Raw genomic sequence first — 24210 nt, 5'->3', positions numbered from 1 at the left:
AATGAGCTAAAAGTAGACATCCGGCCGTCATGAGAAAAAAAGCACAACGTCTGGTATAGTAGAGTGAGTAGAACCGAACATAAATCGTTCCTGTATACCACTATATTGAACTATAGCGGTGCAAACAATGGAACAAATCTGATGATTTTATCATTATTGTTATGAAATGTTTATAGAGATCGAGTGAGTGATCATTGAAGGTGGGAGAATAACATGCGGGAGACGGCAAAAATCGTCATTCGTACGCCAGGACAGGAAAGTGACGGCTCATTTGCTTATGTAAGCCAAGGTCGCTCCATTACGGTGGGACGTTACACAGGCGGAAGTGAATTGGACTTGTCTATCTATAATCAGATGATATCGAAGCGGCATTGCCGCATTCATTATGATGTACAGCAACAGCTATGGATTGAGGATCTGGATAGCAAAAATGGTACCGAACTGAATGGGCAGCGCCTCGTTCCCTATGAGAAATATCCGTTTAGCGAGGGCGATAGCCTGACGTTGGTCAACGGACTGATCCAGCTTCGCGCTGAAGGGGATCTTGGAGAGACGAGGGAATATCGGGTGTCGGATCTGCTGGGTGAGGGTGTACGCTTGCAGGATCACCTGCAAACCGTGCAGATCGGTGAAGTGGAGATTCCGCTGTCCAAGAAGGAGTATCAACTGTTCAAGCTGCTGTATAGTGAACTGGACCATTTTGTGACCCGAGAGCAGATTGTGGCTCAGGTGTGGCCGGAGCGGAGCATGCTGGAGAGTGAAGCGGTGGGGATCGACGAGATTAACTCGCTAATCTATCGGACGAATCGCAAGCTGGGTGTACATTTTACCATCAAGTCTGTATATAAAAAAGGTGTATATATGAAGTCTCATGTGCCGGAATGAATGAGTGATAACAAAGGGATGAGTTCATGTTCATCATTTACCTGATTCCATGGCTGATTGCCGTGGTGACATTGATCGGTGTCATATCGATCGTACTCGTGAGTTGGAAAAACGGGATTTCCCCGATGCCCACATCCAGTCGTGTCAGACAGGTGGTCATTCAAGAGGTAAACCGTATTCCCGGGTACGGGGATGTGCTTGAAGCAGGCTCCGGATGGGGCACATTGGGATTGGATGTTGTAAGACACTGCCCTGGTAAAAGGCTTACCGGGATTGAGAATTCGAGAATTCCCTTATGGTCTTCCCAACTGATTGCCTATTTCAGTGTTCGCTTACGTCGAGCCAAGGGAAAAAAGTACTCTCTCAAGGGCAGGCTGCGCTTCATGCGCGGGGATATCTACACCAGTTCCTATGAACATGCGGATTGTGTGATCTGTTATCTGTTTCCGGGTGCCATGACTAAGCTTCTGGACAAGTTCAGTCGAGAGCTTCCGCCGGGTGCCAAGGTGATTAGCGTCTGTTTTGCCCTGCCAGGAAAAGAACCACTACGTACTATTACATGCCGGGATGCCCTGCGTACCAAGGTATACGTGTATTCCTTTTAAAGAAAAGAACAGGAAAGTGATCACCAGGTTTACTCAGCTGGAGTGCTGTAAACCTTCTGCCATAACGTTAATGGATGAAAGAGTGCGCTTCATATCATAGTAATGCAGATACCACGTAAGAATGAGGATACGAAAAAGGCCCCGAACTCACTATGAAGTGATTCGGGGCCTTTTTGTCTCGCCTTTGAGTTGGGGCAAGAGATTGCTTGATTATTGTTTACCGCACGTATTATTTTGCAGAATCGGTAGTGCCTGTGCTGTCGGATGTTGTACCGGATTGGGATCTGTTTCTGCCGCCTCCGAAGCCACCTTGACCACGGCCTCCTCCTGGACCACCCATACCTGAATTGGCTGTAGTTACACCAGATTCATTGACCCAAGTTACATTGCTTGTCGATTGGAAGGCAACCACTTGAGTTCCACCGCTATACGTACCGTCTGTGTAGAGTCCATCTACCGCTTTACCTGTTGATGTACCACCGGAGTAGACCACGTAGGAACCATCTTTTGCAAGATCCGGTGAGCTGACAACCACGGTTTGATAATCTTTTGCCGGAGCGAATGTCAGAATGTTGTTGCCTTCGTTGTCTTGTACATGTACAAGTGTTCCAGCTTTTTGCGTTGCAGGGAATGTCATCACAATGGTGTTTTGCGTAGACGCATCGGATGTTCCTTGTGCCATACCAGAGCTTCCGGCAGCCACGAGGTATCCACCACTGATTTCAAAGGTGCCGTCATAATCCAGTGCTCCGTTGCCGCTATCCGTCGGTCCGTTCACAATAACCGTTCCACCAGTCATGTTAATGGAACCATTGGAATCCAGTCCGTCACCACCTGCGTTCACCGTGAGTGTACCGCCGTTAATGTGGAACTCGTTATTGCTCGCTGCCGCACCGCCCATACCGCCCGGTCCACGTCCTTGCTGAGTAGTAGCTGTACCTTGGGATGCCTGATCGGTAGTTGATGTTGTGCCCGTCGTTTCGGTTACAGAGATGTTGGAAGTCGTTGCGGCATCGGTTGCTGTAGTAGCGCTATCTGTACTTGCCGCTGTATTCGCAGCTGTTTCCGTCTCGCCACCTGCAGCATTTACGCCATCATCGGATGCTGTTACATCCACATCCCCATCGTTCAGGGTGATGACTGCCCCCTCAAGTCCTTCGTAGCTCTTCGCAATGGTGATGGTTCCACCGTTAATCGTAAGGGCCTGATCGGCATGGATGCCGTCATCACCGGATTCAATGCTGAATGTTCCATCGTTGATGGTTACGTTATTGTTGCTGTGCAGGGAATCATCCATGGAATCAATGGTATACGCACCGCCATTAATTGTAAGGTCTGTTCCTGCTTTGAGTGCTTTGGCACTTGTGGACTCCGTTGCTGTTGTAGCAGTGTCCGCATCAGCATTGTTATCCGTTGTTGCTGTTGCATTGGCAGAGTTGGATGCTGCTGCGTCATTCGTATTAGCACCTGCATTTGTACCGCTGTTATTAGGCATCTCTGGCATATCCGCAGGTGGTTCGCCATCTGGTGGTGTGCCCATATCTGTTGGTGGTGTGCCGCCGCCCCATCCACCGCCACCGCCGCCAAATGGACCTTCTTCAACTTTGGCTGGTGCATTGGCACTACCGCCGCCCGTTACAATGTTGTATGTGCCTCCATCCGCAACAAGTGCGGTTTCGGCTTGAATACCATCGTTGCCACTTTGAATATCGAAGGTACCTCCTGCGATAGCAACGTAACCTTTGGTGGTATCCGTGTCATTGGTCGATTTGATACCGTCGCCTTCGGCTTGAATGGTAATCGTACCCGCTTGAATAGCGACCATATCCTTACCTTTGATGCCGTCATCGGCTGCTTTGACACTGATGTTACCGCTAATGACTTTCAGATCATCCTTGCTCGTAATACCTTCATTATAGTTACCTGTGACGGTCAATTGACCTGCACCGTTGAACGTAAGATCCGCTTTGCTGAAGATCGCAGCATCCGGCTCATCTATCGTAGCATCGGCGTACACATACGTTTTACCATCGGAAATGGTATTCTTGGTTCCTTTTTCGAGCGTAATCACCGCTTTACCAGCCTTCTGAATGTAGATCGCTGCACTGTCGTTATCATGAATGGTTGCTCCGTTTAATACGAGATGTACAGTGCCCTTATCGGCAACGTTAACCATGATCTGGCCATCCGTTAGCTCACCGCTAAGTACATAAGTACCTGCTTCGGAGATGGTTACCGAACCATTCGCTGCTTTGGCACCCGAACCAGTCACCGTTGCAGTTGTGCCATTCAGTTTAATCGCTGTGGAATCCGCCTCACTCCAGATAATATTGGTATCGTCAGCATCCAGAGAGACCAGATCTGCATATTTTACTGAAGTTTGCTCGCTGACAGATACCGTTTTGGTTGTTCCTGTCGTTGACGTTGCGGCATTGGCCGTTGTGCTTGTCGTTGCTGGTGAACTGCATGCTGCGAGTAGACTGGTAATCATGGCGATGGACCAAAGTTTGCTGCCTGTTATCATGTTTTTCTTCATATTAGATCGTTCCCTTCGAATTAAAAATTAATATTCTGTTGTTGGACTCATGGTTAACGAGATATCCAGGTTGCCGTTCCGTGTGCGGATCGCATCGAGGAATTCCTTTTGGCTAACACTTTCGTGAATGGTTACACTGTAGACCAGCTCATACAGACTGCCGAGTTCAGTGGTTCTGATTTTTTTCAGATCAAAAGGTACATTGAATGTATGGAACACTTCATTAAGTGCTTCTTCATAACTCAAGTTTTCGGGGATGGTGACTTTCAGCGTTTTCAGCTGACTTTTCTTGCCGCCGAAGTTGAAGCGACTCAGGACAAACATCAGTACACACAGGATAATGGTGAACAGAACCGCGTATCCAAAAGCGCCTACACCGCAAGCAAGACCGGAAGCCATCGTGAACAATACGTAAGCAATGTCCTTTGGATCACCAGGGGCACTTCGGAATCGGATGATCGAGAAGGCACCTGCCAGGCTGAAAGCTCGTGCGATGTTGCTGCCGATGAGTAGGATGATAATAGCGACAATGACGGGCAGGACAACCATCGTTAAGGTGAAGCTCTGGGAGTATGTGTTTTGGTTAGTCTTCATGTAGGTGAGGCTGATGACCAATCCCAGAATGATGGCAAGACCAATAGTAATGACTGCGTTGTTAAACGTCAGGTTGGTATCGGTTAGGGCTGAACTGAACAGTGAATCAAGCATATAGGACACGCTCTCTTTCTATAATCGTTTTATCTTGTTCTATGGATGGGTTGAAATCGGTACCTGGTACAAGAATGCGCTCTGTCTGGTAATTCAGGTTGGTTGTTCTCACCAGGTGTCTGTACTCGTTACCGTATTTGGAGAATCCGGTGCGGTATAGACCATGCTCACAGAGCAGTTGCGACAGCCACAGCGGAACGGTTTTCTCGGCTTTTACTTCCATCAGCCATCGACCGTCCTTCACCAGCGGTTCGCCGTAATCTCCCTGTTCCAGCTTCAGATCGTATCTACGACTGCGGATGTTGGTATCAAAGGTAATGCGGAGATCCCGGCTGTTCTTGTCAAAGAGTGCTTTGCGCTCATACGCCAGATACACTTTCGGTTCCAGATCGTATACCCGGAGGAAATATTTGATCTCTTCGACAACCTGTTTGTTCATGTAATCCGCGAGCTCCGGTGCCTGTCCCGAACGAACGAATTCGTAAGCTTCATCCAACTTCAAGGCTGTTCTGCGTTTGTTCACCAGGCCAAATACTTTCTTTTTGATCTCCAGATACACTTTGGCATTCTCTTCAGGTATTCCATAAGCCCGCAGTCTCAGCTTCTCCTTGTATTTTGGTTTGGAGAGACTGGCGCGGATCAGCGAATCCTGCGGAGTGTCGAAGTACAGGTTACTGATGGAGTAGTACTCATGTTTCTTGTTGTAGGCATCCAGCTCCATGTATTTCAGCAGGTCATTGTAGAAATGTGCGTACTGCTCATCCGTCAGAAGATACTTGCTCTCATATCGGTTGAATACTTCAATAGCCATGTGGGACTCAGTCCTTTCGTCGGTGGGTTGTATGTTTTGTTGCATCGTGTATTGCTTCCATGTCTGTATCTTAGAGCCCCAACCTTGAATGAATCTTAAATGGTTTTACATTGCGTTAACATTTTTTACCTTCCTATAATATAAAAATTGAACTAAACATTTACACGAGAACGGAGAGGACAGAAATAACCTGAAAAAGCGGAGCGTTCGCCTTTATCCCTGGATTTTCACCTCTCAAAAGGGAATCAAAAAATCTGGGGATAACAGCGATTGGAAGGTTATTCTGTCATCGTAGTGGCAAGTGTAAATATTCTTTTGTTCAATTTATATAGTTGCTGCACAAAAAAATATTAAGATTGATTCAAGGTTTAATTGATAGAATAGGTGATACCATACAGAGTTCATGAAGACGAATAATTCAAGCAGAGGGATGAATAGATGATGAGAATATTAATTGCGGAAGATGAGGTTCATTTGGCAGAGGCTGTATCGCAGATTTTGAAAAAAAATAACTACTCCGTGGACATGGTCCACGACGGCAGATCAGGACTCGATTATGCGCAGAGCGGTATCTACGACCTGTTACTACTCGACATCATGATGCCGGAGATGGACGGGATCACCGTCCTGAAGAAACTTCGCAGTGAAGGCATTCATACGCCTGTCATTCTGCTTACTGCCAAGGGTGAACTATCGGACAAAGTCACAGGCCTCGATTATGGTGCCGATGATTATATCGCCAAGCCTTTTGCCACAGAGGAACTGCTGGCCCGGATTCGTGCAGCTTTACGGCGGAAGGGCGAAGTGGTTCCCGAGGATGGGCTGAAGTTTGGCGACATTGAGCTGAATACAACCCAGTTGAAGCTAAGCGTACAGGGTAAAGAGATCAAGTTGAATCTGAAGGAGAATGAACTGCTGGAGCTGTTGATTGCCCGCAAACAGGCGATTACCTCCAAAGAGCAGATTATTGAGAAGTTATGGGGATTTGATTCGGAAGTGGAGTATAACAATGTGGAGGTATATATATCTTTTTTACGCAAAAAATTAACCTTCCTGAACTCTGCTGTCCGCATTAATACAATTCGGGGTGTGGGGTATGTACTTGAGGTGACGTCCTGATGTTTAAGAAACTTCGAAATCGATTCCTGATCGTGAATCTGGTGTCCATCTCCATTATGATGCTGGTGGCATTTGCGACGATCTATACGATTACTTATCAGAATGTGCAACGTGAGACCAATATGGAGTTGTACAAGGTGTCCGATTTCTATCACAGTCCTTATAATTCATCCAAGATGCCGCGCGGGGAAGGACAGGGTTCCGGTTCAGGGGGTAGTACAGGCTCAGGTTCAAGTTCCGGTTCAGATTCGTTCCCCTCCGATGCCATGGGTGGTGATAATGGAGGCCCGGGAGGTGATCCCAACTCACCTCCGGCACGTTCCGTTTCGTTCATGATCAAGACGGATGACCAGTGGAAGATTACGGATACGCATTCCCGCTTTGATATGGAAGATACGTTCTACACCGCGGCGTTGCAAAAGGTTGACCAAGATAAAGTTGGTGATTCGGGACGGCAGACTGGACAATTTGCGCTGGATGGAACGGACTGGGCCTATGTGGTTGATCCGAGCGGTGATGGGCATATGATTGTCTTCATTGATGTGACGGCACAACAAGGTATTCTTACGAATCTGATCTATACATTTGCAGTTGTCGGACTGGTTATGCTGATTGTGATCTACTTCTTGAGCCGTTATTTTGCGAATCGTTCCATTGCACCGGTTAGGGAAGCGTTTGAGAAACAAAAACAATTCATCGGTGATGCTTCTCATGAGCTGAAGACACCTCTGGCGATCATCAATACCAATGCCGACGTACTGCTCGCGAATCAGGAGGATACCATAGCGAACCAGGCGAAGTGGCTGCACTATATCAAGTCGGAAACCGAGCGCATGACCGGACTTACGAACGATCTGCTCTATCTGACACAGATGGACGACTCACGCTCCACGATGATTCATGCGAAGTTTAATATGAGTGATGCGGTAGAGAGTATTATTTTGCCGATGGAGGCCGTTATTTTTGAGAAAAACATCTCCCTCGATTACAACATTGAGCCGAATCTTACGGTTTATGGGAACAGTGAGCAGATCAAACAGGTCATTCTGATCCTGCTCGATAATGCGGTGAAGTATTCCGGTCCAAAAGGCGCCGTAAACGTCACCCTCCAGAAACAGAATAATGATGTAGTGCTAGCCGTGTCCAATACAGGGGAAGGCATTGCGCCGGAACATCTGGATCGGATCTTCGATCGATTCTATCGCACCGATTCGTCAAGAGCACGCAAACATGGTGGGCATGGTCTGGGGCTGGCGATTGCTCGTTCCATTGTGGATCAGCACAAAGGAGAGCTGTACGCTCGAAGCGTGGTCGGAGAAGGCGCTACATTTTACGTGCGGTTGTCGTAGGGGCATAGTGATGAGCTGTCTCTACACTTATCCTTTGCTCCCGCTCTATAATCGTTGGTCAGGCATAAGTTCTGCCTGTATTGGGTTAACCTATGCTACAATGGCAACAGTATGTATGAATCAAGGAGATGAACTGACGTGGCAGAAGCAAACGCAATTAATGAGCAAGAAATGATGCAATATATTGCAGATAAAACGAAGGCAAGCCAGGCGAACATCGCTCTTGTGCTGAAGCATGAGCAAGCGTACATCAACAAGGCGCATGAAAATTCCAAAGGCAATGATGTTGATATTGACGGCGATGATCTGGCTGACTACATCCTTAGTCGCAAAGATGTGAAGCTGGATGAGTTGACCGTGGAAAGCATCCTGGATGCTGAGATGGACTACTTGATGGACAAGGGTCACGCGGGATACGTCGATTAAGTTAAGTGTACGCAAAATTTAACGAACCTGACATGCCTTATTCGGGTATTTCTCGCTCGCTTGGGAATGTAACGAATCTGAGACGTGTTATTCTCTGGATTTTAGGACTTTTCCATGCAGTTAAAGCATTTCCGCGGAATTAGCGTGTCTGAGATTCGTTAGTTCGGGAAATAAGCGCTTTTAGCCGATATAAGGTGTCCTAGGTTTGTTAGAGTGATCACATGGTGCAACGAGGCGTTAACTGGCTGTTTCAAAAGACATTTTCACAGATGCAGCCTTCTGCATGGCAAGTGTTGTACTATCAAAAAGACCTCAACTCCACAATACAGTGGTGTTGAGGCCTTTTTAGATTGTAGCAACCAGGCATCCCTTCGGGAATACCTGTCGGTATAACTTTTCTAAGGATGGACTTGAAGTTCTATCGACCCAATCTCTATCAATCCTACCGTTTGCAGCTTCTTATTGACCCATCATGCCGCCATCTACAGTGTAGAGGGAAGCTGTTACATAGGATGCTTCTTCGGACAACAGGAAGTTCATTACGGCAGCGACTTCTTCCGGTTCACCGTAACGACCCATTGGAATGCTGGACACCGTTGCTGATTGATAGTCTTCCACGTTACCGGAATTTGCTTCGATCTGGCGCATCATACGTGTGTTGATTGTGCCTGGCAATACAGCGTTAACCCGGATATTATAAGGTGCGAGTTCATTCGCAGCGGTACGCGTGAGACCAACTACGGCATGTTTGGACATAATATATGGAGATACAGCAGGTGCACCCATCAGACCCGCGAGGGAAGAGGTATTGAGAATCGCACCGGATTTTTGTTTTTTCATCACTGGAATGACATTTTGCAGACCCAGGAATACTCCACGAATGTTGACGTTATATACGGTGTCGAGTGCTTCAACGCTCAGGTCTTCGATCAGCCCTGTTGGACCTTCAATACCGGCATTGTTGGCAAAATAATCGATTCGGCCAAAAGCATCCAATGCTTTTTGCACATAGTTTTTAACGTCTGCTTCTTGGGATACGTTCGCTTTTACGGCGATGACGTGCTCTTTGTCGAGGTTCAGATCAGTAATCGTCTGTTGGATGGCTTCTTCATTCAGGTCCACCAGAACCAAATTAATTTTGCGCTCAGCCAGGCGGCGTGCCAATTCTTTACCAATGCCCCCGGCTGCTCCTGTAATAACGGCTGTATGTGTATAAGATGTACTCATGAACTATCCGCTCCTTATTCATTATTGGCAGGTATTTCTCAAAAAAAGTTTCAACCTGTCGTCTATCTTTCCTGTCTCAATGTTAAGATATACATAGCAATGTGACAATAATCATTGACAGCGCATATGTCAGCTATCGGACAGAGGTGTAAGCGGTGTTCATTTATATTACAATAATGAACAAAGGAGGCGAAAATGTTGATCATTGAACATCCTCAGGACCGGAGAGCACGAAGAACGCAGGATGCGATCATCGCTGCGGCGGTTTCTTTGATATTAGAAAAGGGAGCGGATGCCCTCACAATCCGGGATATTACGGAACGGGCGGATTACAACCGGGGAACCTTCTATTTACATTTTCCCGGCAAACCGGAGTTGTTGCAGTTCATACTGGATGATTTCATGCAGGGAGTGGGGCGAGCTTATGCAGAACCATACGCACAGCTCAAAGAAGTGGACATGACTGCATTGCTGCCATCCACGATGCCTGTATTCGAATATATTGAAGCCCATCAGGATATCTTTCGTGCATTAATAACGATGCATTCGGATATGGGTTCCCGGCTGTGCAATATGTTTAGAACGTATCTAACCGAAGATTTTGTATTGGTGACCGAGGATAGTGAGTGGACGATTAATTACGACATCATGTTAAGTTATCTGGTATCTGCTACGGTAGGCGTGATCATGCATTGGGCAGAGATTGGATTCAAATATTCTGCGCATTATATGGGAGAGCAGCTTACGGCGCTGATTAACATCAAACCGACCCGTCTGCTGATTGAACCAGGGCAGAAGGGTCGGACTATTCATGAGCGTATGCTGTTGGATTAAGTCAGATTATCCGGTCATGGATGCGTTCGCCGCCTGTTGCATCTGAAGCAGCTGTTCGCGGATCAGGACAGACTCGCCGATCATAATTAATGCCGGATTAATCACTTTATGCGACTTGGCGAGGGAGTGGAGTTCGGCAAGTGTGCCGGTAATGATGCGTTCCTCCGAAGTGGTTCCCCGTTCGATTAAAGCCGCAGGGGTGTGTCCGCTTTTGCCATGGTGAAGCAATTCATGTTGGATCTGGGGCAGTTGGCTAATACCCATGTAGATGACCAACGTATCTACACTATGGGCCAGCAGGTCCCAGCGGACCGAAGATACACTTCCATCACTGCCGGTTCCCGTGACACATGCGAAGGATGAAGCAACCCCGCGATGGGTTAACGGAATAAGGGATGAAGCGGATGTACCTACAGCCGAAGTGATGCCAGGAATGATCTCAAATGCAATCCCTGCTTCCGCCAGCACAAGCGCTTCTTCACCACCACGGCCAAAGATAAACGGATCGCCACCCTTGAGTCTTACAACTTGTTTGCCTTCCGCCGCATGTGCAGCCAGCATCCGTCCAATCATCTCCTGACTCATGGAATGAAGGCCTGGCGCCTTGCCGCAGTAGATGCGGAGTGCTCCTTCACGAGCCACAGCGAGCAATTGATCATTCACTAGCCGATCATACATAATGACATCTGCAGACTGAATACGTTTCAGGGCTTTTACCGTAATCAGATCCGGATCTCCAGGACCAGCGCCAATAATACTAACCAGGCCCCGACTCATGATCGTGTCCCCAGTTTCGGTCCAGCATCGGAACTTGCCAATCCTGAACGACCACCCTGAATGGTCGCCAGTCTGGTCGATATCTTCACCGGATTTCCCCAGTGGTGTGCAGCATATAAACCGAGGCCTGTAAATACAACTCCGCCAATGAGGTTACCCACCAATACCGGGATCTGATTCCACAGCCACCAGTCAGCGAGACTGACCTGTGCACCAAGCATCATACCTGCCGGAATGACGAACATATTTACCACAGCATGCTCAAATCCCTGAGCGAAAAATATCGTAATGGGCAGCCACATCGCTACGATTTTACCCAGTGTAGAAGTGGACGTCATTGCCATCACTGCCCCGAGTGTAACCATCCAGTTACATAGAATGGCTTTGATGGTGACCAGAACAATGCCAGCTCCACCCAAGTGCTGATACCCCAGTGTCTTGGCTTCACTGGTCTGGATCAGCGTTTGAATTAGAGGGTTGCTCATATCCGTACCCATCTTCGTAATGGTCAAGCCGTATAACAGAGCATAGAATGCACATCCGAGCAGATGTCCTGTGATCACCCAAAAATAATTTCGGAGCATATCCATCCATGTAATTTTACGTTTCATCACTGCGAGTGGAAGCACCGCAAAGTTTCCTGTCACCAATTCAAGACCCAGCAGAATAATAATGGCGAATCCAGCCGGGAATATCAGTGCACCTGCCAAACCAACGGAAGTTTGAGATACAGCGGTATATGCCAGTGTCGTTGCAAAGGCAAGGATAGCCCCCGCGAGAAAACCGCGGATCAGCATCTGTACCCGATTCATTCTGGCCTTGCTCTCACCAGCTTCGACCATCGATTGCAGCACTTCTGCAGGTTTAACAAAATCCATAGCGCACGCCTCCTTGATGTCAGGGTATCTCTAGCATTTAGCCCGCAATCGTGATGTAAATTTCTCCGCTGTTGCTATCCACTTCTGTTTTGTAGGTATTCAAGCAGCCTTCATCCGGCTCATGTACCTTACCGTTACGCAGATCAATCTTCCAATCATGCAAAGGACAATGAACGGTTGTCCCGCACACCATGCCTTCCGACAGCTTGCCGCCCTTGTGAGGGCAGCGATTCTCGACGGCGTGCAGACTTCCGTCGCTCAGTTTGAAGACGGCAATTTCGGTGTCCTGTATCAGGAATGTCCGTGCTCCCTTTTCATCAATATCCGCAAGGTGTCCAATCCGGAATTTGTTCATCGCTGTTCCTCCTCTTCTAGTGGGTTACCGGCTCGGCACCGGACAGTGGGGTGAAGTTTTTACGCAATTTCTCATCTTCAATGATTTCCTTCCAAGGATCAACCGTGTGACCCAGTGTAACTTCCAGACGTTCAACCAGAGCGAGACGTACATCCTGATCCGCCAATGCTTCCTTCACATGATCCAGACCAACCCGTTCAATCCATGCCGCTGTTCTCTCATTCCATTTTGCGTTCTCTCTATAGTACTGCAGGTAAGAGTAAGTCCACTCTTCCACTTCCGCATCGGTCTTCACCGTACAGAGCAACTCGGCTGCACGAACCTTAACTCCCGCGTTACCACCAACATGAATCTCCCAAGCGCCATCAATGGCGACAACACCCAGATCTTTGATGGTCGCTTCAGCACAGTTCCGCGGACATCCAGAGACAGCGAGTTTTACTTTGGCTGGAGCCACCATCTTGTCGAGTTTTTTCTCCAGACGAATACCCATCTCAATGGAATCCTGTGTGCCGAATCGGCAGAACGTATTACCTACACAAGTCTTCACCGTACGCAGCGCTTTGCCATAACCAAAACCGGAAGGCATATCGAGTTCCTCCCAGATCTTCGGCAGGTTCTCCTTCTGTACACCGAGCAGATCGAGTCGTTGTCCACCCGTGAATTTCACCAAAGGCACATCGTATTTCTCTGCGACAGTTGCAATCTTGATCAATTCCGCCGGGGAAGTGACACCACCATAGATCCGTGGAATAACGGAGTAGGTACCGTCCTTCTGGATGTTGGCGTGATAACGTTCATTGGTGAATTTGGATACACGCTCATCCGTGTATTCAGCCGGCCAGATCATCCCGAGATAATAGTTGAGGGAAGGACGGCACTTGGAGCAACCTTCCGGTTCATTCCAACCGAGAACGTTCATAACTTCCTTGACGCTTTTGAGTCCCATCTCCTTGATCTGAGCAACAATCTCATCCCGATCATAGGATGTACAGCCACAGATGCCTTCTTTGGTCTGTTCGCCTACATTATCACCGGCATAATACGTGAGCAGATTTTCGATAATAGGTTTGCAGCCACCGCAAGAAGCGGAAGCTTTGGTACAGGACTTGATTGCACCCAGTGTATTACAGCCTTTATTCAGAACCGCGTCCCCGATGGAAGCTTTGGTAACACCGTTACAACCACAGACGATCTCGTCATCCGGCATACTCGCCATGCGTTCTGCGACAGATGGGCCCGAGGCCGAACTACCGGAAGGTACACCGAGCAAAATTTCTTTCTCCCGACCACTGATGTTCTCACCACTCTTAATGAGGGAAAATAGAGAAGCGCCATCTGTGGTATCCCCGAACAATACAGCTCCGATCAGCTGTCCTTCTTTGATCACCATCTTTTTGTACACACCATCGACGTCATCCTGAATACGAATGCTGCGAGTGTCTGCAGCGTCTTTGAATTGTCCGGCAGAGAATACGTCAACACCTGATACTTTCAGCTTGGTAGAAGTGACTGAACCTTCGTATCCTTCGGTTGCCGCGCCAGCCAGGCGTTTTGCGAGCACCATACCTTGTTCATATAATGGAGCTACCAGTCCGTAGGCAATACCGCGATGTTCTGCACATTCGCCAACGGCAGAGATGCCAGGGATGCTGGTATGCATATAATCATCTACAATGACTCCGCGATTCACATCGAGGCCGGTATTGCGAGCCAGTTCAATCTGCGGACGAATCCCGACAGCCATGACAACCAGATCCGCTTCAAGCACCGATTGATCGGTGAAACGAATGGCTTTCACTCGATGTTTGCCTGTGATTTCTTCGGTATGTTTGTTCAAAAGGAACTTCATGCCCTGATCTTCAAGCTCACGCTGGAGCATCAGGCCTGCCGGCAAATCCAGGTTCCGGTCCATCAGATGACCGTTAATATGGATGACCGTGACGTCCATGCCCAGATTAAGCAGTCCCCGCGCTGCTTCCAGTCCAAGCAATCCGCCTCCAATGACGGCAGCTTTACGATACTTTTGTGATGCTGCCATCATGGTCTCGCAGTCTTTAATATCTCGGAATCCGATCACGCCTTCCTTGTTAGCGCCGGGAAGCGGGAGGATGAACGCCTGTGAACCGGTTGCCATAATCAGCTCATCGTAGGCTGCGCGTACACCATTTTGAGATACAACTTCTTTGCGCTCGGCATTGATCTGAACGACTGGGTCACCGGGGTATACCCGAATGCCGTTATCTTCGTACCAGCTCCACTCGTTGATTACGATATCTTCGATCGTTGTTCCGCCTGCCAGTACAGAAGATAGCATGATACGGTTGTAGTTGGGATGCGGCTCTGCGCCGAAGACTGTAATTTCATAAGCATGCGGAGCAAGCTTAAGGATATGTTCAATTGTGCGGATTCCCGCCATGCCATTACCGACCAGCACCAGTTTTTTCGTTGTACTCATTATGATTAGCCCCCTTAGGTCCATTCTGCTAACTGCCTTGAAACCTTGTCTCTAAAATCGAAAAAGCCTGTTATGCCTCGGAGGACTGCGCATATACATACGCATCCCTTGCTCCGAGATTGCAAAACAGGCTTCATTGCCGTTTCAACCAGCTACGCCGTTGTAACTGTGATCGATTCAAATATGGAGTTGTTATGGCTTAACTATAAAAGATCGATCTATCCATGTCAATATAGTTAACATAAAAAAGTATTTGAAATTTAAAGTTAATTATGTTTACATGAGTTTATTGGAATATCAATGGGACGACGACGTTTTACAGACATACCTTCATAAGAATGAAGAATTTAGATAAAATTAGTATACCGGTTATGAATAAAACTGTAGAAAAGGTGCCATGGTCGCTGTTTCACCCTTTATTAGTGCAGGATGGCGAGGCATGAAATGCTTATCAACATATTGAATTCGGAACGTATAATTGTGACTATTTGGTTTTTGTCAGGTAACATGACACATTTATTGCTTTCATGTATTAACGCCTTAAATGTTATGGACTCTGACTATACGTAATAGGGAGGGATTGATCCATCATGCGATCTTTATTGGTCATCCGTGTACAACCAACGATAGCTGCCTCAACCGATGCAATCCCTCTGACACCGGAGAGGCTGCTGGGAGCAAACGGGTACCATGTACAGGTGGCAGGCAGTGAAACGGAAGTGCTGAAGCTGGCTCGTGAGGCGGAAGCATCCATTTTACACCTATCCCTGACTGATGTGGAATACTGGGGGAGCTGCCTGGGAAAGGGTAAGTCGGATTCACCGCTGCTTTGGTGGTGCGCGCCAGATACAGCCTCTTCCTCCGCAGAGTCCTGCGAGGTCGAAACCTCATTTGATGGAATACTTACACCATCCATGACTGGGCCCGAGATTCACTGGACTCTTCACTTTGCAGCCCGGCGCTACATGGAACGCAAACAGTGGGAGCAGGAACGGAAGCAGCTGCAATCCAGGCTGGAGGATCGGAAGTGGATTGATATGGCGAAGGCTATCCTTAGTGATCTGAAGCAGATCTCGGAGGCCGAAGCCTATGACCTGTTACGCAAGAAAGCGATGGATGAACGCAAACGGATGGTCGATGTAGCCACAGCGATTGTGAAGGCCCATCAACTGCTCCAGTCTTAATTGGAAGGAGGATTCTCCATGGATATGTCTCAGATACTCCGAGAGGTCGGACGTGGGAAACGAGGCTCGCGTGATCTGAATTATACAGAGGCACTGACTGTAGCAGAGAAAATCCTGAAACAGGAGGTTTCCCCTGCCCAGACGGCTGCGTTTCTAATGGCTGAACGTATGAAAATGGAAAACGTCGAGGAACTGGAAGCTTTTGTTCATGCATGTCGTAACAGTGCGGAACGTTTCTCCATATTTCAGGATGGATTGGACTGCGCAGGTCCTTATGATGGACGGACAAAGTCGTTCATGGCCACGTTTCCGGTTGCATTTGTACTCGCGGCAGCCGGGTTGCCGGTGACTTTACATGGGAGTGATCCTTTACCACCCAAGTGGGGCGTCACGTTGTCGGTACTTTTGAAGGAAATGGGCATTGATACACACAAGATGGATCGGGAAGATGCCCGGAGCGCTGCATTGCGTTCGGGTGTCATGTACGTGTCCTCCGAGGATTGGTGCGCACCTCTTCGCAAGCTTCGTCCGTTACGGGAAGAGTTGGGTTTTCGAACGGTGTTTAACACAGCAGAGAAACTGATTGATTATAACCATTCACCGTATTTGGTGTTTGGTGTATTTCATAATACCTTTCTGGATCGGATTGCGAAGTTGCTCACCCGGTTTAACTATCGTCGTGCTTATGTTGTACAGGGGATGGAAGGTTCTGAGGATCTGTATATTGATCGCCCAACCCGCGTATACGCCGTGGAAGACGGCGATATGAAGCTGGAATTGGTTGATCCAGCAGCCTATGAACTGGATATGCCCGTGCCGGAACTGGTCTGGACGGCTGCAAAGCAGCTTGAAGTGGCGGAAAGTGTGTTAAGCGGTGATGGTCATATTGCTTTTGTGAATCAGGTCTTGTTAAATGGAGGTTTTCGCTTGTACGTGGCGGGGCGTGTCAATTCCATCGAAGAGGGCATATACACTTGTCAGGGATTGCTGGAGAGTGGTGCAGCGTATCGCATCTATCAGCAGTGGTGTGTCTCCATGGGTGGCGAACTGCCGGATAACAGAGCGGTGTCCATCTATCCGGCATCGTCCAGATAATGTAATGCTGGTGTTCAATCTTGTTATTGTTTAGCGTGTTTTTATTCCCAAGGATAAGTAACGGTCAGGAAGTCAGCGAATTTCTTGCTCTCTTGCCGCCGTTGTTTCCGCATGGCCGCCCGATCCGGAGCGGTCTCGTATAATTTCTTCTCTTCTTCGGTCTCTGGGATAATGCGAGGCACGATCAGTTTGCGATTATTTTCGTCCAAGGCCACAAAGGTCAGAAATGCAGTTGCTGCAATTTTCTTCTCTCCGGTTTTCAGATCCTCTCGAATCACTTTCACAAAAATCTCCATGGAACTGCGTCCTGTCCAGGACGCGAACGATTCAAGCGTAACCGAATCCGTTGGGTTAATCGGGTACAGGAAATCCACCGAGTCAGTTGAGGCCGTTACGGTATTGACCCGGCATAGCTTGGAAGCGGCGATAGATGCAATATCATCGATGTAGGACATCAGCTTGCCGCCGAATAACGTATTATGATTGTTGACATCGGTTGGGAACACCCGTGCCGTCTTGAAACAACGTGTTTCGCGTACATATTTTTTCTCCACCTGATCCATCTCCGTGGGTTTCGGTATCTCTCTCATGCTTTTTCCTCCTTACAGTATGGCTGCTGTGACATTTCATTTCGGGTGTTGCAGGGTCTATTTTTGATCTGTTATCCCTAGTATAGGTGTCGGTTAGATACATATTCAAATGAAGTCAGACTGCAAAAAAACCGCCAGGCGCGGACCGGCGCGCTGGCGGTTAACTGCTGTATATTAAGCCTTAGGCTTGAAAATGCCGGACGGTTTGCCGATCGGCAAGAACGCATAACCGAAGTGAGCGTTCAGTACCGAAGCACCTGTACCATACAGGGACACAATTCCGATCGCCAGTTCAGCGTATGCTGCAATGGTGTGGAAAATGTGAGGAGCTACGCCGAAAGCGTCAAAGGTCAAGCCAAGGAACAGGAAGTCGATCAGAATGAAGATGATAAGCAATACTTTATTCGCTTCAATCGCACCGATTGTCATGAACAGGGTGAATACGAGGTATCCGGCAAAAGCAAATCCGAGCTGTTTGCCATCGGCCTGTTCAGCAAGCGTGGAGCCAAATACGCCCATTTTGATCATCCAGTTGGCCGCCATGGCAAACCAGAAGAATGCGTACGCGCCAAAAGCCGTTGTGCCAAAGGTATTGTTGCGTTTGGAATCTTGAATACATGCGAATAGCTGGGCAAAGGCACCCAGGAAGATCGCCCAAGGAATAGCGTAGCTAAGTCCATCCGTAATGCCAAGCTTTTGGGAAGAAGCGACCAGGGTTACGATAGCCAACCCAAATAATCCCATTGCGCTGGGATCGGCGTTAACAATTTTGACTTTAGTCTGTGAATCGGTCTGCATGGTGATGATTAAGCCTCCAATAATATCAAATCAGGATCAATGGCCGTCGTTGGCCGTCCTCTACATTACATCATTTGTATCCGCCGGGTCCGGACACACACATCGCCCTATTGTACCTGAATGACCCCATTATGGAAAGGGATTTTATTACCTTTTGAACCAATGTACTTTCTGTTTTTTCAATATACACATTTACGACACAATCCGTTCTGGCGGTGAACGATGAGGCCAGACGCTAGAATCCAACCCACGATAATACCACTAAAATTGCGTCATATCAGCCATTTTCGGATCAGCTCTTGTGTGATAAAATAATCTTTATCAAAATTTGGAGAAGAATACAAAACATCCTTGTCTCCTATGCCATATGTTAATCCAACTATAGATTGACAGGAAAAACTAAAATGGTTCACAGAATAAGGAGGTATCAGGGGTCATGGTTATGAGTTTGGATTTGAAAAATAAAATAGAGAAGGCCAGACATAACCTTCATATGCTGGTAGAGCATAACAAGGGTGGTCTTGGGCATCCCGATGTGATTCGGCAGTCTATGGCATTGGACGAATTGATTAATGAGTATAACCGAATTAGCCGAAACCATTCACGGGCCTGAACCCAAAGCGATTTTGATTTTATACACGAAACAAATCATATAGATTGTAACGCTTGATCGTACAGACGGGCATGAATATAGCCGGTATGGACAGCCTCAGTTGATGAGGCGGTATCCTACCGGCGTAATATTCATGCCCGTTTGTTTTGGCATTGTATCCATCATGCATCTGTTTAATGCAGCAATCGTTTGGCTTCCAAATATAGGACCTGCACGAACTTTTTTGTATTAATGCGTGTCTGGGACAAGGAAGGCTCCACATTGTTTTGCAGCTCCAGCATTTTCTTGCGAATTTCGGTGAAATCGAAAAATTTGGATGCATAGTTCTCGAATTTGGGATGTGTATAATCTGTTAATCCCAGAGAAACCACATGGCTCAGAGTCTGGAAGATGGCTCTGCGAACACGTTGTTCCGATGCCTTGATCTCCTTGTTCACCTCTGCGAGAGAGGCGTCTTCTCCCAGTTTACGTATCGCTACATTCTGGAAGATGTCTTTGAGGGATGGGAACGTATAGGGGGACAGCTTATGCTCATCTGTCTCTACCTGCTCCAGATATTCCAGCATGTCCAGCAGATCCCTGCTGCCTGCTTCGCCGATCATGCCCATCTCGGACAGCAGGAAATGTCCTGCAGTCGTAATTGTTTTGTCCGGAACAGGAGCCGCAGCACGTTCGCTAGAATTCAAACCGGACAATCCCTGCAATGTCCGCTGAATATCAGCGATGGATTGCTGCATCCGAAGCCTTTCGTTCACCAGCCGCAGAACAGATAGAATCTCTAACCGGTTAATCGGCTTCGTAATATAATATTCAATGCCTAGTGAATAGGCTTCTCCGATCATATTTTTCGACTCGATCTGGGAGATCATGACGATCTTGCCCTCGAACCTTCCTTCAAGCGCCCGCACAGTCTGGACCCCGTCTCGTTGTGGCATCAGCAGATCAATCAGCAGGATATCCACCTTATGCAGTTCCAACACTTCCGCGTGAATATGTGCTCCGTCCTCAGCTTCCCCGGCAATATCGCCAAGGCCTTCATCCTCAATAATATCCATCAACATGGAACGAACGCCGGGATCATCATCCACGATAAAATAACGCATGTCAGTCATTCCCTTTCTCTGCGAATGGTGTGATTGATAAATCTATGGTAAAGGGGGTTAACTCCGCCATGAACTCTCGTTCCAGTGTAATCGTTCCTTTCCTTCTTGCATAGAACCTGATATGTCAGGTTAAATGACAATGATTGGGCGATAAAGCCCATTTTTAAAATAAATGTAGGAATTGCATGTAGGTATTTGTCGATTTCCGTAGATGTCCTTGTAATATAAGTAACATCCTGAAGTCTGGGGCTAGTGTTGTGCAGAATGGTACAAACTTTTCACGTGACCATCTCTGTGTTTGAAATACACCATAAAAGGGGCATACCGATGGAGCAAACAATACAAGATATTGTCGTCATTTTCAATGATTTTCTATGGTCCAAAGTGTTAATTATACTATTGGTAATATGTGGTATATACTTCACCACCAAGACCCGATTCATGCAATTCCGCATGATTGGAGACATGGTGAAGGTGCTTCTAGAGCCGAAAAGCAAGGTACCAGGAAAAATTTCACCTTTTCAGGCGTTCTGTATTAGTATGGCGGCCCGTGTAGGTACGGGGAATATTACCGGTATTGCACTGGCTATCGCACTGGGTGGACCTGGGGCTATATTCTGGATGTGGATCATTGCAATTATCGGGTCAGCCTCCAGTTTTGTGGAGAGTACGTTGGCTCAGATCTATAAAGTGAAAGATAAGGGCGGATTCCGCGGGGGTCCGGCATATTATATGGAACGTGGGTTGGGCAAACGCTGGATGGGGATTTTATTTGCCATTCTCATCACGCTTTCATTCGGTTTGGTTTTCAATGCGGTGCAGTCTAACACGATTACCGTTGCATTTGAGAACTCATTTGGCACGGATCGGTTAACGGTGGGTATCATTATGGCTGTGATATTTGCAGGAATTATCATGGGCGGTGTCAAGCGGATTGCAAAAGCATCGGAATACATCGTTGTTGTACTGGCCGTATTGTACATTGGGGTAGCGGCTTTTGTGGTGCTGGCGAACATTACCCAGCTTCCGGCCATGATTGCCTTGATCGTCAAAAATGCCTTCGGCATCGAACAAGTGGCTGGAGGAACGTTAGGTGCTGCACTGATGAACGGTGTGAAACGCGGATTGTTCTCCAATGAGGCGGGCATGGGTAGCGCCCCGAATGCTGCTGCAACGGCGGATGCAACACATCCGGTGAAACAGGGACTTATTCAGGCGTTTGGCGTGCTGACAGATACGTTAGTGATATGTACAAGCACAGCCATGATTATTTTGCTATCCGGGGTATACAAAGGTTCCAATCTAGGTGGCATTGAGTTAACTCAGGCTGCATTAAGTGTACATATTGGTCCATGGGCATCAGGATTCCTGGCGGTTATGGTGTTCCTGTTTGCTTTCAGTACACTAATCGGAAATTATTACTACGGAGAAACCAACATTGAGTTTATCAAATCCAACAAAGTTTGGCTGTGGGTATACCGCATTTGCGTTATCGCGATGGTGGTGTTTGGTGCGGTAGCCAAAGTGCAGCTGGTATGGGATTTAGCAGACTTGTTCATGGGGCTCATGGTTGTTGTGAATTTGATTGCTATTCTGATGCTGTCCAAGGTGACTTTTGAAGCGTTGAAGGACTACAAGAAACAAAAGGCTGAAGGACGTGATCCCGTCTTTACGCGGGACCGCATTCATATTCCGGGTGAAGTGGAATGCTGGCAGTCGGAAGAAGAAGTTATAGGAGATAAATCAAAACATGTAACCAATTAAGATTTTATCTGAACGTAGTTGGTTATATAAAATGGGCACAACAAACAACAGGACTTGGATTATCCATCATGGGCAACCCGAGTCCTGTTTGTTGCATATAAAATATATCTTTGCACTAGCCAAAGTTCATCAAAAGATATGTTTTGGTTAATTTTTAACGGAATAGCTGATCAGTTGTTCGGACAGAACTTTCATTCGCTCCCCTGTTTCATTAAGCTGCTCAATCACATCCGTAAAGGAGGATACAAGCGTTGCTTGTTCCTGTGAAGAGGCTGCAATCTGGGAGACTTCAACTTCCATCTGTTTGATGACCTGTTGTACATCTCTCAGACTGGTATCGATATCACTTGTAGCTTGTTTGGCATCCACAGAGAGTTTGCGTACTTCGGAAGCAACCACACCGAAACCAGCACCAGCTTCACCAACGCGAGCGGCTTCAATAGCGGCATTCAGGCCAAGCAAGTTGGTTTGCTCAGAGATTTCACGAATGAACCCGGCTACTTTGTTGATTTGGGAAGAGTTCTGAACAGCAAGTCTTGTGTTCTGCAAGATCTGCTCACTGGTTGCTTGCAATTCTTCAGCATGAGCAGCGACATGTTGCACCATATCAACGAGGTTACCATTGATGGTTTGATTTTCTTGTATAATATCCTCAAGTTGGTTCTGGTTAGATTGGTCGTAAGATACACAGAAAACAGCAACAACTTTCTGGTGATCATCAAAGATCGGAATGTTCAAAATATCCAGTTCGATACCATAAACGTCCTTGGAGAGAGTAGCGAGAGTAGCTTCTCTTCCATTTTTTAAGATGGAAAAGTTTTGATACGATTCCAAGAGTGGCATTCCTTTTTCAAAACCAAGGTCAAACTTGTCGGTGGTAATAACCTCCAATACCTTTTCGTGATCATATACAGTTAAACTAGCTGGTTCTCTAAGGATCAGGCTGATATAAGGCATTACTTTAAGCAGGGCATCTACAACGTTCATGGAAGAGGACCATCCTTTCAATATTTGAATGTATTATTTTTAACGATCTCTATGGAATGCTCTATCTTTCATCGGACGGTAATGGCCTTTCGTGAACGGCATTTTGCATGAAAGAATGAACATTTTATGATTAAATTTTAAAATATTTCCCATTTGAAATGATTTACTGGATATAAGTGTTAGCTGTAACTATTTTTATATCAAGATATTTGTACGAATGTATATCAATTATGGGACATATGTCCTTTTGCATGCGTTATATACGACAACGGAGGGGAAGTCGGAATGAAAGAAATTATGGACTTTGGACTTGTGCGGCAACTCGCCCGAGAGAATGGGTTGGATCAGGTGCTGGACAAGCCTGCACTTGCTGAGTTGCGACTACTTGAAGCTGCGAAGGGCGAGATGATATGTGCCAAAGGTGAGCGACCGGAGCGATTGTATTTTCTCGTGCAGGGCAAGCTCAAGATCTATACCACCCTGCCTAACGGGAAGTCTCTGTTGCTTCGTTTCAGTACACCACTTGCGCTCGTGGGAGATTTGGAACTGATAAATGGCAAGGAGGCTATGAATACGGTAGAGTCTGTGAGCAGAAGCCTGCTGCTGGGTATCAGCTATCGCGCGCTCCAGAATACGTATGCAGAGAACCCTAGGTTTCTCCACTTTATGCTGAGTCAAGTTACGCATAAATTGTACACCTTTTCCAACCTGTCAAGTCTGAATATGTTATATCCGGTCGAAAGCCGATTTGCCAGCTATCTGTTGTCCACCATGGGCCAGGAGGAGTCCTCTTCAGAAGAGATCCAGACCTCCAAGCTCACCGAACTGGCAGATATGCTGGGCACCAGCTATAGACATCTTAATAGAGTCGTTCAAGATCTGTGTAATCGAGATATTATTCTCAAAGTGCAGCGAAAGCTAGTGATCTGTGATCTGGAACAGTTGCGTGTCATCGCGGGAGGCAATATATATGAGTGATGGCATTTTAAAATAAAGACCAAGCCTGTATATCTATGCGACATGACGCGACACATTAAATTACAATACGGTATAACAAAGAGCACCCTCCCGAATATACCGAGGGGTGCTCTTTTTGCTATACACTTCA

The 24210-nt window shown here is 47.2% G+C and carries 23 protein-coding genes; 11 read left to right on the top strand and 12 right to left on the bottom strand.

The window, feature by feature from the left end:
• Positions 1-213 precede the first annotated feature (213 nt).
• Both NST33_RS30065 and NST33_RS30060 read left to right on the top strand, forming a co-directional pair.
• Positions 214-885: an FHA domain-containing protein gene (locus NST33_RS30065; protein ID WP_221819982.1), complete on the top strand. Its 672-nt coding sequence runs from the start codon at positions 214-216 to the stop codon at positions 883-885.
• A 26-nt stretch (positions 886-911) separates the two neighbouring features.
• The gene (locus NST33_RS30060) at positions 912-1490 is read left to right on the top strand and encodes a class I SAM-dependent methyltransferase (RefSeq protein ID WP_221819973.1); all 579 of its coding nucleotides are present in this window, start codon (positions 912-914) and stop codon (positions 1488-1490) included.
• Between the two features lie 229 nt (positions 1491-1719).
• On the opposite strand, the gene NST33_RS30055 is transcribed toward NST33_RS30060, so the two are convergent.
• The 3 genes from NST33_RS30055 to NST33_RS30045 are packed head-to-tail and all read right to left on the bottom strand — an operon-like array spanning position 1720 to position 5545.
• Entirely contained in the window at positions 1720-4026 is a 2307-nt protein-coding gene (locus tag NST33_RS30055) for a carbohydrate-binding domain-containing protein (protein WP_221819972.1), read from the bottom strand.
• A gap of 27 nt (positions 4027-4053) precedes the next feature.
• A complete protein-coding gene (locus NST33_RS30050; protein ID WP_221819971.1) occupies positions 4054-4734 on the bottom strand; it encodes a DUF4956 domain-containing protein in 681 nt (226 codons plus the stop codon).
• Entirely contained in the window at positions 4727-5545 is an 819-nt protein-coding gene (locus tag NST33_RS30045) for a polyphosphate polymerase domain-containing protein (protein ID WP_221819970.1), read from the bottom strand. The genes NST33_RS30050 and NST33_RS30045 overlap by 8 nt, the downstream gene beginning before the upstream one ends.
• 441 nt (positions 5546-5986) lie before the next feature.
• Between NST33_RS30045 and NST33_RS30040 the strand changes: the two genes are divergently transcribed.
• The 3 genes from NST33_RS30040 (at position 5987) to NST33_RS30030 (ending at position 8439) form a co-directional block, all read left to right on the top strand.
• Positions 5987-6664, top strand: a complete 678-nt coding sequence (locus NST33_RS30040) for a response regulator transcription factor (RefSeq protein WP_047841085.1) — start codon at positions 5987-5989, stop codon at positions 6662-6664.
• Positions 6664-8013 (top strand): HAMP domain-containing sensor histidine kinase, encoded by a 1350-nt coding sequence (locus NST33_RS30035; protein ID WP_339306183.1) that lies wholly within the window; start codon positions 6664-6666, stop codon positions 8011-8013. Before NST33_RS30040 ends, NST33_RS30035 begins: the two co-directional genes overlap by 1 nt.
• Before the next feature lie 171 nt (positions 8014-8184).
• Positions 8185-8439, top strand: coding sequence for a hypothetical protein (locus tag NST33_RS30030; protein ID WP_047841084.1), 255 nt, complete (start codon positions 8185-8187; stop codon positions 8437-8439).
• A gap of 459 nt (positions 8440-8898) precedes the next feature.
• On the opposite strand, the gene NST33_RS30025 is transcribed toward NST33_RS30030, so the two are convergent.
• Complete coding sequence (locus tag NST33_RS30025; RefSeq protein ID WP_017691632.1) at positions 8899-9666, bottom strand: SDR family oxidoreductase; 768 nt, start codon at positions 9664-9666, stop codon at positions 8899-8901.
• 195 nt (positions 9667-9861) lie between these two features.
• Between NST33_RS30025 and NST33_RS30020 the strand changes: the two genes are divergently transcribed.
• The gene (locus tag NST33_RS30020) at positions 9862-10500 is read left to right on the top strand and encodes a TetR/AcrR family transcriptional regulator (protein ID WP_336763007.1); all 639 of its coding nucleotides are present in this window, start codon (positions 9862-9864) and stop codon (positions 10498-10500) included.
• Between the two features lie 6 nt (positions 10501-10506).
• On the opposite strand, the gene cobA is transcribed toward NST33_RS30020, so the two are convergent.
• The 4 genes from cobA to nirB are packed head-to-tail and all read right to left on the bottom strand — an operon-like array spanning position 10507 to position 14968.
• Positions 10507-11277, bottom strand: a complete 771-nt coding sequence (gene cobA / locus NST33_RS30015) for a uroporphyrinogen-III C-methyltransferase (protein ID WP_221819963.1) — start codon at positions 11275-11277, stop codon at positions 10507-10509.
• Entirely contained in the window at positions 11274-12155 is an 882-nt protein-coding gene (locus tag NST33_RS30010; RefSeq protein ID WP_221819962.1) for a formate/nitrite transporter family protein, read from the bottom strand. Before NST33_RS30010 ends, cobA begins: the two co-directional genes overlap by 4 nt.
• Before the next feature lie 37 nt (positions 12156-12192).
• Positions 12193-12510: a nitrite reductase small subunit NirD gene (gene nirD / locus NST33_RS30005; RefSeq protein WP_221819961.1), complete on the bottom strand. Its 318-nt coding sequence runs from the start codon at positions 12508-12510 to the stop codon at positions 12193-12195.
• Positions 12511-12526: 16 nt separating this feature from the next.
• Positions 12527-14968, bottom strand: coding sequence for a nitrite reductase large subunit NirB (gene nirB, locus NST33_RS30000; protein WP_339306180.1), 2442 nt, complete (start codon positions 14966-14968; stop codon positions 12527-12529).
• A gap of 590 nt (positions 14969-15558) precedes the next feature.
• Here nirB and NST33_RS29995 point away from each other — a divergent pair.
• Together NST33_RS29995 and NST33_RS29990 are read left to right on the top strand one after the other, a co-directional pair.
• Positions 15559-16152: an ANTAR domain-containing protein gene (locus NST33_RS29995; protein ID WP_339306178.1), complete on the top strand. Its 594-nt coding sequence runs from the start codon at positions 15559-15561 to the stop codon at positions 16150-16152.
• An 18-nt stretch (positions 16153-16170) separates the two neighbouring features.
• Positions 16171-17247 (top strand): anthranilate phosphoribosyltransferase, encoded by a 1077-nt coding sequence (locus NST33_RS29990; RefSeq protein ID WP_339306176.1) that lies wholly within the window; start codon positions 16171-16173, stop codon positions 17245-17247.
• Positions 17248-17288: 41 nt separating this feature from the next.
• Here the strand turns inward: NST33_RS29990 and NST33_RS29985 are convergent, their stop codons facing one another.
• The gene (locus tag NST33_RS29985; RefSeq protein ID WP_221820279.1) at positions 17289-17801 is read right to left on the bottom strand and encodes an acyl-CoA thioesterase; all 513 of its coding nucleotides are present in this window, start codon (positions 17799-17801) and stop codon (positions 17289-17291) included.
• A gap of 210 nt (positions 17802-18011) precedes the next feature.
• Positions 18012-18635: an acetate uptake transporter gene (locus NST33_RS29980; RefSeq protein WP_221819949.1), complete on the bottom strand. Its 624-nt coding sequence runs from the start codon at positions 18633-18635 to the stop codon at positions 18012-18014.
• Between the two features lie 436 nt (positions 18636-19071).
• Here NST33_RS29980 and NST33_RS29975 point away from each other — a divergent pair, with 436 nt between their 5' ends.
• A complete protein-coding gene (locus tag NST33_RS29975; RefSeq protein ID WP_017691636.1) occupies positions 19072-19248 on the top strand; it encodes an aspartyl-phosphate phosphatase Spo0E family protein in 177 nt (58 codons plus the stop codon).
• Between the two features lie 173 nt (positions 19249-19421).
• Here the strand turns inward: NST33_RS29975 and NST33_RS29970 are convergent, their stop codons facing one another.
• A complete protein-coding gene (locus NST33_RS29970; protein ID WP_339308792.1) occupies positions 19422-20351 on the bottom strand; it encodes a response regulator in 930 nt (309 codons plus the stop codon).
• 327 nt (positions 20352-20678) lie between these two features.
• Here NST33_RS29970 and NST33_RS29965 point away from each other — a divergent pair, with 327 nt between their 5' ends.
• The gene (locus tag NST33_RS29965) at positions 20679-22115 is read left to right on the top strand and encodes an alanine/glycine:cation symporter family protein (protein ID WP_339306174.1); all 1437 of its coding nucleotides are present in this window, start codon (positions 20679-20681) and stop codon (positions 22113-22115) included.
• 147 nt (positions 22116-22262) lie between these two features.
• On the opposite strand, the gene NST33_RS29960 is transcribed toward NST33_RS29965, so the two are convergent.
• Positions 22263-23102, bottom strand: coding sequence for a methyl-accepting chemotaxis protein (locus NST33_RS29960; RefSeq protein WP_339180520.1), 840 nt, complete (start codon positions 23100-23102; stop codon positions 22263-22265).
• Between the two features lie 285 nt (positions 23103-23387).
• On the opposite strand from NST33_RS29960, the gene NST33_RS29955 reads away from it, so the two are divergent.
• Positions 23388-24080 carry a cyclic nucleotide-binding domain-containing protein gene (locus NST33_RS29955; RefSeq protein WP_339306172.1) on the top strand — a complete coding sequence of 231 codons (693 nt, stop codon included), beginning with the start codon at positions 23388-23390 and terminating at the stop codon, positions 24078-24080.
• The last annotated feature ends 130 nt before the right edge of the window (positions 24081-24210 follow it).

This window comes from Paenibacillus sp. FSL L8-0435, from assembly GCF_037965655.1.
Classification (GTDB): domain Bacteria; phylum Bacillota; class Bacilli; order Paenibacillales; family Paenibacillaceae; genus Paenibacillus.
The sequence above is the reverse complement of the archived record's forward strand: the minus strand, read 5'-3'. Positions and strand labels throughout refer to the sequence as shown.

Bases quoted from the DNA above. Each gene is read 5' to 3' on its own strand.
- NST33_RS30065 (WP_221819982.1), top strand. From the start codon at position 214: ATGCGGGAGACGGCAAAAATCGTCATTCGTACGCCAGGACAGGAAAGT.
- NST33_RS30060 (WP_221819973.1), top strand. From the start codon at position 912: ATGTTCATCATTTACCTGATTCCATGGCTGATTGCCGTGGTGACATTG.
- NST33_RS30055 (WP_221819972.1), bottom strand. From the start codon at position 4,026: ATGAAGAAAAACATGATAACAGGCAGCAAACTTTGGTCCATCGCCATG.
- NST33_RS30050 (WP_221819971.1), bottom strand. From the start codon at position 4,734: ATGCTTGATTCACTGTTCAGTTCAGCCCTAACCGATACCAACCTGACG.
- NST33_RS30045 (WP_221819970.1), bottom strand. From the start codon at position 5,545: ATGGCTATTGAAGTATTCAACCGATATGAGAGCAAGTATCTTCTGACG.
- NST33_RS30040 (WP_047841085.1), top strand. From the start codon at position 5,987: ATGAGAATATTAATTGCGGAAGATGAGGTTCATTTGGCAGAGGCTGTA.
- NST33_RS30035 (WP_339306183.1), top strand. From the start codon at position 6,664: ATGTTTAAGAAACTTCGAAATCGATTCCTGATCGTGAATCTGGTGTCC.
- NST33_RS30030 (WP_047841084.1), top strand. From the start codon at position 8,185: ATGATGCAATATATTGCAGATAAAACGAAGGCAAGCCAGGCGAACATC.
- NST33_RS30025 (WP_017691632.1), bottom strand. From the start codon at position 9,666: ATGAGTACATCTTATACACATACAGCCGTTATTACAGGAGCAGCCGGG.
- NST33_RS30020 (WP_336763007.1), top strand. From the start codon at position 9,862: ATGTTGATCATTGAACATCCTCAGGACCGGAGAGCACGAAGAACGCAG.
- cobA (WP_221819963.1), bottom strand. From the start codon at position 11,277: ATGAGTCGGGGCCTGGTTAGTATTATTGGCGCTGGTCCTGGAGATCCG.
- NST33_RS30010 (WP_221819962.1), bottom strand. From the start codon at position 12,155: ATGGATTTTGTTAAACCTGCAGAAGTGCTGCAATCGATGGTCGAAGCT.
- nirD (WP_221819961.1), bottom strand. From the start codon at position 12,510: ATGAACAAATTCCGGATTGGACACCTTGCGGATATTGATGAAAAGGGA.
- nirB (WP_339306180.1), bottom strand. From the start codon at position 14,968: ATGAGTACAACGAAAAAACTGGTGCTGGTCGGTAATGGCATGGCGGGA.
- NST33_RS29995 (WP_339306178.1), top strand. From the start codon at position 15,559: ATGCGATCTTTATTGGTCATCCGTGTACAACCAACGATAGCTGCCTCA.
- NST33_RS29990 (WP_339306176.1), top strand. From the start codon at position 16,171: ATGGATATGTCTCAGATACTCCGAGAGGTCGGACGTGGGAAACGAGGC.
- NST33_RS29980 (WP_221819949.1), bottom strand. From the start codon at position 18,635: ATGCAGACCGATTCACAGACTAAAGTCAAAATTGTTAACGCCGATCCC.
- NST33_RS29975 (WP_017691636.1), top strand. From the start codon at position 19,072: ATGGTTATGAGTTTGGATTTGAAAAATAAAATAGAGAAGGCCAGACAT.
- NST33_RS29970 (WP_339308792.1), bottom strand. From the start codon at position 20,351: ATGCGTTATTTTATCGTGGATGATGATCCCGGCGTTCGTTCCATGTTG.
- NST33_RS29965 (WP_339306174.1), top strand. From the start codon at position 20,679: ATGGAGCAAACAATACAAGATATTGTCGTCATTTTCAATGATTTTCTA.
- NST33_RS29960 (WP_339180520.1), bottom strand. From the start codon at position 23,102: ATGAACGTTGTAGATGCCCTGCTTAAAGTAATGCCTTATATCAGCCTG.
- NST33_RS29955 (WP_339306172.1), top strand. From the start codon at position 23,388: ATGAAAGAAATTATGGACTTTGGACTTGTGCGGCAACTCGCCCGAGAG.